General features: G+C 72.1%; 2 protein-coding genes. Both read left to right on the forward strand.

Annotation, left to right across the window (positions count from 1 at the left end):
* The first annotated feature begins 241 nt into the window (after nucleotides 1-241).
* Nucleotides 242-1,720, forward strand: a complete 1,479-nt coding sequence (purF, locus tag AC32QD_RS07850) for an amidophosphoribosyltransferase (protein ID WP_492009937.1) — start codon at nucleotides 242-244, stop codon at nucleotides 1,718-1,720.
* Between the two features lie 10 nt (nucleotides 1,721-1,730).
* Nucleotides 1,731-2,429 (forward strand): SDR family NAD(P)-dependent oxidoreductase, encoded by a 699-nt coding sequence (locus AC32QD_RS07855; RefSeq protein ID WP_492009938.1) that lies wholly within the window; start codon nucleotides 1,731-1,733, stop codon nucleotides 2,427-2,429.
* Nucleotides 2,430-2,539 lie beyond the last annotated feature (110 nt).

Here is a 2,539-nt window from a genome sequence, read left to right on the forward strand (position 1 = left end):
CACGGGGACCTCCACCACGGGGACCTCCACCACGGGGACCTCCACCACGGGGACCTCCACCACGGGGACCTCCACCACGGGGACCTCCACCACGGGGACCTCCACCACGGGCACCGGCACCACCGGCACGGGCACCACGGGCAAGTGATGCGACATCGCGCCCTCGATGACGCCTTGGTGACATCCGCACCCGGGCCGCATATATAGGGCGCGCGAGATGGACCAGACGGGAGCCGCCCGAATGACTGACACCGGCCGTTCCGGCTGGCGGTCGCATCCCTTCGATGACGACAGTCTCCACGAGGAGTGCGGGGTCTACGGCGTGTTCGGCGCCGACAACGCGGCAGCCTATGTCGCGCTCGGCCTGCACGCGCTGCAGCACCGCGGGCAGGAGGCGGCGGGCATCTGCTCCTACTGCCCCGAGACCGGCTTCAACACCGTGCGCCGCATCGGCTATGTGCGCGACAACTTCACCAAGCAAAGCGTGATGGACCTGCTGCCCGGCCGCATCGCCATGGGCCACACGCGCTACTCCACCACCGGGGCCAAGACCGGCACCGCGCTGCGCGACGTGCAGCCGCTCTATGCCGACTTCGCCATGGGCGGCTGCGCCGTGGCGCACAACGGCAACATCACCAATGCCGAGGCGCTGCGCTCGCAGCTGATCGAGCGCGGCTCGATCTTCCAGTCCACCTCGGACACCGAGTGCATCATCCACCTGATGGCGCGCTCGATCCAGCGCACCATCCCCGACCGCATGAAGGACGCGCTCAGGCTGGTGCAGGGCGCCTTCTCGGTGATCGCCATGACGCGCACCAAGATGATCGGCGTGCGCGACCCGCTGGGCGTGCGCCCGCTGGTGCTCGGCCGGCTCGGCGAGACCTGGATCCTGTCGTCGGAGACCTGCGCGCTCGACATCCTCGGCGCCGAGCTGGTGCGCGAGGTCGAGCCGGGCGAGATGGTCATCATCAACGGCAATGGCGTGGAGTCGCACCACCCCTTCGAGCCCGAGCGCCCGCGCTTCTGCGTGTTCGAGTACATCTACTTCTCGCGCCCCGACAGCATCATCGGCGGGCTGTCGGTCTACGAGGCGCGCCGGCGCATCGGCATGGAGCTGGCGCGCGAGGCCCCGGTCGAGGCCGACATCGTCTGCGCCGTGCCCGACAGCGGCACCCCGGCCGCGATCGGCTACAGCCAGGCCAGCGGCATCCCCTATGCCATGGGCATCATCCGCAACCAGTATGTCGGGCGCACCTTCATCGAACCGACCGAGCAGATCCGCAACATGGGCGTGCGCCTAAAGCTCAACGTCAACCGCGCCGTGGTCGAGGGCAAGCGCGTGGTGCTGGTCGACGACTCGGTGGTGCGCGGCACCACCAGCCGCAAGATCAAAGACATGATCGTCGCCGCCGGCGCGGCGGAAGTGCATTTCCGCATCGCCAGCCCGCCCACGCGCTGGCCCTGCTTCTACGGCGTCGACACGCCCGAGCGCGCCAAGCTCTTGGCCGCCAACATGACCGAGGCCGAGATGTGCACGCATCTGGGCTTCGATTCCTTGCGCTTCGTCTCGCTCGACGGCCTCTATCGCGCCTGCGGCGACGCCGAGGGGCGCGACGCCGCCGAGCCGCAGTTCTGCGACGCCTGCTTCTCCGGCGACTATCCCGTGGAGCCCTCGGACGCCCGCGCCCGCGGCGCCCTTGAGGAACCCGTCGGCGCCTGAGCGGACCCCCATGGCCGAGCCATTCCTCAAGGGCCAGGTCGCCCTCGTCACCGGCGCCTCGCGCGGCTTCGGCTTCGCCTCCGCGGTGGCGCTGGGCGCGGCGGGGGCGCATGTGCTGGCAGTCGCGCGCACCGTCGGCGGGCTCGAGGAGCTCGACGACCGGATCCGCGCCGCCGGCGGCTCCGCCACGCTGATCCCGCTCGACATCTGCGACGACCCGGGGCTGGCGCGGCTCGGCGCAGCCATCCACGAGCGCTGGGGCGGGGTCGGCCTGTGGCTGCACACCGCCTTCCAGGCGCCGCCGCTGCAGCCTGCCGAGCACATCGACGGCAAGGAGCTGGACCGCTCGCTGGCCACCAATGTGCGCGCCTTCCAGCGCCTGATCCGGGTGGTCGACCCGCTGCTCAGGCTCTCGGGGCGCGGCACCGCGCTGATCGCCGCCGACGACGCGATGGGCAAGAAGTTCCACGCGCCTTACGCGCTCGCCAAGGCGGCGCAGTCCGCGCTCACCCGCGCCTGGGCCGCCGAGACCGTGCGCTGGCTCGCCATCGCCGAGCTGGTGCCCCCGCCGATGCCCACCGCGCTCAGGGGCCGCTTCTACCCGGGCGAGGAGCGCGAGGCGCTGTGCCCGATCGAGGACGCCGCCGCGCGCCTCATCGCCCGCCTGCGCGCCGGCCCGGTCGAATGCGGCGAGCGCATCACCCTGTGAGCCGGGGCCCCGGGTGGGGCCGCTGGAGATCGGGCGATGCCGGCGCTCGGGGGCCGGCCGCCCGCGCTCACGCCCGCCCGGGCGCTGCCGGCGCGACCGCGCGCCCGCCC

It is taken from the genome of Thermohalobaculum sp., assembly GCF_058622915.1.

Coding starts and splice junctions, on each gene's coding strand:
- purF (WP_492009937.1), top strand. CDS start 242: ATGACTGACACCGGCCGTTCCGGCTGGCGGTCGCATCCCTTCGATGAC.
- AC32QD_RS07855 (WP_492009938.1), top strand. CDS start 1,731: ATGGCCGAGCCATTCCTCAAGGGCCAGGTCGCCCTCGTCACCGGCGCC.